4 protein-coding genes are annotated in these 7,788 nt (G+C 46.4%); 3 read left to right on the plus strand and 1 reads right to left on the minus strand.

What is annotated here, in order from left to right:
- The first annotated feature begins 144 nt into the window (after positions 1-144).
- Positions 145-1,671, plus strand: a complete 1,527-nt coding sequence (locus ABFX15_RS00845; RefSeq protein WP_346023673.1) for a methyl-accepting chemotaxis protein — start codon at positions 145-147, stop codon at positions 1,669-1,671.
- Between the two features lie 454 nt (positions 1,672-2,125).
- The gene (locus ABFX15_RS00850) at positions 2,126-4,036 is read left to right on the plus strand and encodes an endonuclease MutS2 (protein ID WP_346023674.1); all 1,911 of its coding nucleotides are present in this window, start codon (positions 2,126-2,128) and stop codon (positions 4,034-4,036) included.
- Positions 4,037-4,231: 195 nt separating this feature from the next.
- On the opposite strand, the gene ABFX15_RS00855 is transcribed toward ABFX15_RS00850, so the two are convergent.
- Complete coding sequence (locus ABFX15_RS00855) at positions 4,232-6,154, minus strand: right-handed parallel beta-helix repeat-containing protein (protein ID WP_346023675.1); 1,923 nt, start codon at positions 6,152-6,154, stop codon at positions 4,232-4,234.
- A gap of 198 nt (positions 6,155-6,352) precedes the next feature.
- Between ABFX15_RS00855 and spxB the strand changes: the two genes are divergently transcribed.
- A partial coding sequence (spxB, locus tag ABFX15_RS00860; protein WP_428830571.1) for a pyruvate oxidase occupies positions 6,353-7,788 on the plus strand: 1,436 nt, incomplete at its 3' end.

Below are 7,788 nucleotides of genomic sequence, written 5' to 3' on the forward strand. Positions count from 1 at the left end.
GAGAAAGACAAAAACAATAAACTGCGTTTCAGATTTCTAGAATAAATTTCCGAGAATAACTTTACACATATTGAGACTCCAACCCACTTGTCATTGTATAAAAAGAATGATATACTTAATGAAATAAGTTGGGGAGCGAAGATTATGCGTAAGTCAAGAGAGGTAATGACAATCAGAAAAAAAGACACCTTATATGAAGCCGACAAGGTAAACCGATTCAATATCAAACTTCAGTGGGGAATACTGGCTGTCATAGTAGTCCAGGCTATACTGAATATGGGACTGTCCTATGCACTTGATATTGTATTATATGTGGGTATTGCAATGGCTCTAAGTAACTTCATGTATTACATAAAAATGTATTACATAAAAATCAATCCGTATATTCAGTCATTCGTCATAGGTTCGGGTGGTGCGCTGGCTGGGCTGATCCTCATGATCAATCTGGGGGCCAATTACCGCTGGTTCTTCACCTTGTATATTTCACTTGCCATGGTCGCCCTTTACTTCAACAAGACCCTGATCCTGGCCTATACTGTCGTCATGACAAGTGTGATGGTCAGTCTGTTTATTATCGATCCGCTGGCCGTTCTGCCTTCGGGGGAGATCAGTGAATTTTTCTCATTCATGTTTCTCTTTAATGTAGCAGTCTTCATTACTTATTTTCTGGCAAAGTGGGGCAATGATTATGTGACGAATGCCAAAGATAAAGAACACGAGGCTCAGCAGCTGGTAGCCCGACTGGATGGCATTTTATCTTCTACGAATAAAAGTGTAGAGGTTCTCGACAGTGGGATAACAGAACTGACGGATAATATGTCCAGCATCACAGATGTCAGTACATCAATCAGTGCGGCTGCTCAAGAAATTGCGGCAGGGGTCATGAGTGAGGCTGCCGGTATTCAGAAACTGTATGCCACCGTTAAGGATAACAGCGAGAATCTAAACGAAGTAAGTGATGCGAGTACCAGAATTGCTTCTAAAGCTAATGGCTCACTGAAAACCGCTCAGGAAAGTCAGGAGTCGGTCCGGTCATCTTCAGAACAGATGAGCACCATCAAACAGGTGATTGACGACGTGGATACCAAAATGACCGCCTTGAATCAGAAGATCGAAAGCATAAAGGAAATATTCGAAGGGCTGATCGCAGTGTCCAAACAGACAGAAATGCTGTCACTTAATGCATCGATCGAAGCAGCCCGTTCCGGTGAACACGGTAAAGGCTTTGCTGTTGTCGCCACTGAGATTCGACAGCTTGCAGATGTCTCTAAAGCTAATGTCGATCAGGCTTCCTTGCTTATCAATGACATGACACGTGTGAAAGAAGAGACACTGAACGGGGTAAGAGAAGGGAAGATGGCTGCCGATAAAGGACTTGACCTGATCGACCGCCTGTCGGATAAAGTGGACGAAGCACTGGAATCCTTTGTCCAGGTCAAGCAGCTGACGGAAACTGAAGCCCGGACCATCCAGTCATTGACTGAGTCGCTCGTCTCCATGAATAGTGAACTGGAAAACATTGCAGCCATTTCAGAACAGCATGCAGCCTCGATTGAAGAAATTCAAGCCACCATTGATGAAGAAAACAACCAGATCATCCGTGTCAACAATGCAGTTCAGTCTCTAGCCACTGTCTCCGAGCAGCTGAGTCAGACGAGTACGTTGGATTAAGAATTGATAGAACCTGCTCATTTCATTTGAGCGGGCTCTTTTTGATCGCTAGAACTGTAATTACGGGTGGGTGTCTCCTTATTTATAAATGTCTTAAGTAGACTGATGCGAAAGAATACTTTAACAAGCGTTTGACTCATCGCTCACATTATAAAAATATTGACAGATCAGACCGTGCTTGCTATAGTACAGATGGAAATAACTAAGATCCAGTTGAACGGAGATAATTTTGTGAGTGTAAAAGGTATCTAACCCAGTAAGTTGAATAGCCAGAAAAACCCGTACCATTAAGGTTTATTTGGCATGCTTATTAAGTGATACCTGTCGAACCCTATAGAATATCAATTCTAAGACGATAGTATGACTGCTGTCGTCTTTTTGTGTACCCAAATATAATATTCAGCGATCTTATTATTTCCTGTACAGGTATCTCTTTCACGAAAGGAAGAGAAGAATGATCGACAATAAAACACTGACAAACCTCCAGTTCAACCAGATTAGACAAGAGGTTAAAACCTATGCCATCGGTGATTATACCAAGGCAATTATAGACAACACTACTCCTGACACAACCCTTCAGACAGTAGAAACGAAGCTCCAGGAAACCACTGAGGCACGGCTCATCATCGACAGCGGCCAGCACGTGCCGTTCATGGGGCTGACTCAGATCAAGCGGCTGATGGACCATGTGACGAAAGGCATGCTCCTGACACCTGAAGAACTGACAGAGGTCGCGGATTTCCTCAGAAGTAACCGGATGATCCAGACTTTCTTTGAAAAAAATCAGTACCAGACTCCGCTGCTATACAGCTACTCCAAAGGGCTGACCAGCTTCAAGCGAATCGAAGACACAATCTATCAGAAGATTCATCATCAGAGCATTGCCGATGATGCTTCAGGCAATCTGAAGAAGATCAGAAAGCACATCAGTGACAAAGAAAAAGAAATTGAAACGAGACTGACCAAGTTCCTTTCGAGTTCAACGAATCGGTCGATGATCCAGGACAGTCTGATTGTCAATAAAAATGGACACTACACGATTCCAGTTAAATCATCTTATAAGAACAAGATTTCAGGAAATATCGTGGATCAGTCAAGCAAAGGGACGACCGTTTATATTGAGCCGTCTGCAGTGACCAAACTGAATGAACAGATTGCATTGCTTAAGGCTCAAGAGCAGGCGGAGGAGTATCAGATCCTTGCTGAGCTGACCGGAACCCTCTTTGAGGCTGAACAAGCCATCAATGAAGCAATTGAACTGGTCACACTTCTTGATACACTATTCGCAAGGGCAAAATATAGCCGATCGATTGACGGTATAACCCCTAGCGTGAACAAAGAGGAACGAATCATGATCAGAAAAGGTCGTCATCCATTAATCAAAGGAGAGAGTGTGCCGCTGGATTTTGAACTGGGCACGACATACCGTGGACTGGTCATTACTGGTGCCAACGCCGGGGGCAAGACTGTCGTATTAAAAACAGTCGGCCTCCTGACTCTTATGACGATGTTCGGCCTGCAGATTCCTGCAGCAGAAGGAACAGAGATCGCTGTAATGAACGAGATATTCGTTGATATCGGAGATCGACAGGCAATCGAAAATGCCTTAAGCACCTTTTCCGGTCACATGAAAAACATTTCGGAGATCATGACAAAGGTCGGGCGTCATACCCTGGTCCTGTTAGATGAACTGGGCAGTGGGACTGAACCAAATGAAGGAGCTTCTCTGGCAATCGCGATTATGGAGACCTTGTACAAGCAAGGAGCACTGGTTGTAACGACGACCCATTACGGGGAGATCAAGCAGTTCGCAACCGATCATGAAGACATCCTTCCCGCCGCTATGGCCTTCGACAGGGAGACTCTGACGCCTAAATATATTTTAAGAGTAGGGGAAGTGGGGGAGAGCCAGGCTTTATGGATCGCCAGAAAAATGGCCATGCCGGACAAGCTGATCAATAAGGCGGCTCTATATATTCAGAACAAATCCTACTCTACTGAGAAACAGTCTTTCAAACCAGCCAGCCAGAAGCAAACAGGTTCAGCTAGACTGGAACCGAAGCTCCGATTTCAGAAAGGGGACCGTGTGCTCCTGACAGACCGGGACACCATCGGGCTCGTGTATTCAGACGAGGGAGAGCAGACACTTCAAGTGTTTGTGGAAGACGAGATCCATGAGGTCAGGCGTAAACGTGCGACACTGAACGCTTCAGCCAGTCAACTCTATCCGGACGGGTACGATTTGGACAGTCTGTTTACCGACTACCATATCAGAAAACGGGAAAGAGACCTGGAACGCGGGTCGAAAAAAGCACACAAAGCACTGGATAAAGAGATGCGGAACAGACGTTTGAAGAAGTCGTGACAACACTTAGTTAAAGGAAAGAGCACCAGTCGACTTTGAACTGATGCTCTTTTTTGTAGCTAAATTGTTGTCTAGTTTCACGTGCCAGCCTTTCGAGAAAAAGATAAATTTACCCATTGCGCAGTATGCTCATTCGGGGTAAATTTCCTATTTTCTTGTCAAGGCTGAACGGCGCGTGAAACTTTTCTATTCAATTTAGCCCCAGATTTTAATGCGGTTATGTCCGCTTTTCAGTTCCGAGATTGGGCCCAGTACAGAATCGCCGTCTTTGACCTTGCCCAAGAGGTCAGTGTTGATGATGACGTCGCTTCCGTCCGGATTCTCGTATTCAGCGTCAGCCAGACGGACACGTTCCAGTGTCTGAGTGGAGTGGACGCCGCCAAGAAGATTTTCAAATCCTTCAGGCAGATCGATTTCAAGGTAGACCTCATTGCCTTCTTCAGTGATCTTGATGTCTGGGTTATGACCGGATACCAGGTTGTTTTCTTCACGTTCAAACGGTTCAGCACCATTTAGGTAAACATTCTGATTGATGTAGACCGGCTGTTCAACGACATTAAATGCTTCGTGGTCACTGCCAGGCTGGTGATGTACATCATAAATGAATTCCTCAAGTGACGTCGTATAGCCTTTATAGTGAGCTGTACCGACTTCTTCAAGTCCTTCGTCTCCAATGAAGATGTTATTGAACCAGCGGTCGTCTCCACCGTACACAGGAGCCATTCCTTTAAGGTCTGTGCTGTGAGCCACATGATAAGGAGTAGAGCGGTCCAGCATTTTGCGGTGTTCCATATGTCCTCTGACAATGTTGTTCACGTAAGCTCCGCCTTGCGCGTGGTTGTCCAGAGCATAGTCGGCAGTCAGGATATTATGGTCGATCAGGAACGGTCCGCTGCTGACTTCTACAAAGATGTCTCGGTTATTGCGGTAGAAGATGTTGCGGCTGACTCGTGTTCCCTGAAGCTGCCAGTCCAGCCATATGCCCAGTGAGCAGTCATGGATGCGGTTGTTGTGGATCTGTGTATCGATCGCCGCATGCAGCTTGATGCCGGCAATTTCATGACCCCAGAACTGACGCTTGACCGCAATGTTATAGATATGGTTGTCATAAATTTCACTGAAAATACAGCCAAGGTGACCGACTACACCATTCTGTCCGCAGTCATAGATCGTATTGTGACGGACAATGTGTGAACCGACAGTTTCCTTGCTCCAGCCTTTTTTGTGAGCTTCAAATACAGTTTCGATCTGATAGTGGTAGCCCGGTTTGTCCTGACGCTTGGTGTAGTGGTTGTCACCAGTCGTATTGTCTTTACCTAAACTAATCGCGCTGCATTTCGCATCGTGTATGATATTGTTTTCAATGATCCAGCCTTTGCTCCAGTGCGGACCGATCAGTCCCGGCTGGTCAGCAGTCGGTGGCGTCCAAGGTGTCGCTGCCTGGGCCATTTCAAATCCTCTGACGGTGATATAGTCCATACCCGTCTTGTCAGGGAAGAAGCAGCTCTTACGGACGTTGATTTCTGTCAGTTCCTCGTTCGGATCAAAGTCGTGGAAGTTTGCATAGACAGTCGTTTCCGTTTCACCGACATCGCCGTACCAGACATATTTCATCTGATCCTTGTCATGAACCGGAACAGTGGTACGCGTCCAGTGATCCACCACTTCAGAAGGGACGACCGGATCTTTAATATCGTCTAATGAGACTGTTTCATAAAAAGCTTTCCCGTTAACATAGACTTCACCTAAGTGACGGCCGGGGTTGTCGACTACCCAGTCGCCGTAAATTTCTTCCTTGAACGGATTGTAGTCACCAAAGAATTCATTTGGAAGCACGGCTTTCCAGACGGTTCCTTCAGTTTTTTCCCAGCTGGTGATCTGTTCAGATCCTTTGATGACGACTTTTTCCCCTTCAGCTGCCTGATAGGTAATGCGTCTGTGGTTGCTTAATCCGGGATGCTGGGGCTTGACCCATTCACGGTATTCGCCTTCATGTACGATAACGGTGTCGCCGGCAATTGCTACTGATGCTGCCTTGTTTATAGTTAGAAACGGTTCCGCTTCTGAGCCTTTTGCGATGTCTGATCCTTGTTTAGAAACATAATAAAATGTTGCCATTTACATTCCTCCTAGTCATTATGCCTTATTATAGTCCTGACAGCGCAATCATAACAGACCATAAAAAGTGTTTAAGTGGACAATATTAGTGATTTTACATCGTATTCTCCTCGCTATGCATAGTAGTCTTGATATACAAACAAGTGGAGTATAATTGAATGTAGAGATGTTTACCAATCACAGGAGGATGATCGACTGATGACTAACAATACAGATAAAATAGAAGCAGGAGTTGCCGCGGTCAAGGTGCTGGAAAGCTGGGGCGTCAAGCAGATTTATGGCCTGCCCGCCGGATCGCTGAACTCGTGGATGGACGCACTGAAACGTGAAGAGACGGCTATCGACTTCGTTCAGGTACGTCACGAGGAAGTGGGTGCACTGGCTGCTTCGATGCAATATAAATTCAGTGGAGAAATTGGTGTCGCTTTAGGGTCAGGTGGACCGGGTGCAACGCATCTGATGAACGGACTCTATGATGCGAGAGAAGACGGCGTACCTATGCTGGCTATCATAGGACAGCGGGCTGAAAATGAAATCAACATGGATGCCTTTCAGGAAATGAACCATAACCCAGTGTTCGCAGACGTGGCCATCTACAATCGACGTGTAGCGTATCCGGAACAGCTTCCGAAAATCATCGATGAAGCGATTCGTACAGCCATTACCCGTAAAGGTGTCGCAACAGTCGAAGTACCCGTGAGTTACGGCTGGGAAGAGATCGACCGGGAAGGCTGGTACTCTTCTGCAAATGCGCACCGGACACCTCCATATCCGATTCCTGAAGAGAAGAATATCGAAGAAGCGGCCAGAATACTGGAGAATGCGAAGCGGCCGGTCATTTATGCTGGAATCGGCACTCGGGGAAACGGGGACGCCGTCATGGCTCTGTCCCGCAAACTGAAAGCACCAGTTGCGGTCACAGGAATCAATTACGACACCTTCCCGCATGATTTTGAAGCACTCTTAGGATCAGCCAACCGTGTCTCCAGAAAACCCGCAGTAGAAGTGTTCGACGAAGCGGACGTCGTCTTGTTCGCCGGCAGCAATTATCCTTTCACAGAAGTGACGGGTGTCTTCGATCACGTGGACAAATTCATTCAGATCGATATCGATCCTTACAAACTAGGGAAGAGGCACCCAGTCGACGTTGCCATCCTAGGCGATGCCGGATCAGTCATCCGTTCCATTACGGATAAGGTTTCCGAAAAACCGGAAAGCGCCTGGTACCGTGCTAACCTGAATAACATCAAGAACTGGGCAGCTTATATCGACAAGCTGGAAAACAAGAAAGAAGGAAAGCTGCAGATTTATCAGGCATATCAGGCCATAAATCAAGTAGCGGACGACGATGCCATCTATTCCATTGACGTTGGGAATACCACCCAGACATCCGTGCGTCACTTGAAGATGTCACCTAAGAACATGTGGCGGACGTCAGGTGTGTTTGCGACAATGGGGAATGGACTACCCGGTGCCATTTCCGCCAAGAAATCCTTCCCCGACAGACAGGTGTGGGATCTGACAGGAGATGGGGCATTTTCAATGGTGATGCAGGATATCGTCACGTGTGTTCAGTACAATTTGCCAAGCATCCATGTCGTATTCTCAAATGAGGAGTATGCCTTCATCAAAGC

It is taken from the genome of Alkalibacterium indicireducens (assembly GCF_039522005.1).
Taxonomy (GTDB): domain Bacteria; phylum Bacillota; class Bacilli; order Lactobacillales; family Carnobacteriaceae_A; genus Alkalibacterium; species Alkalibacterium indicireducens.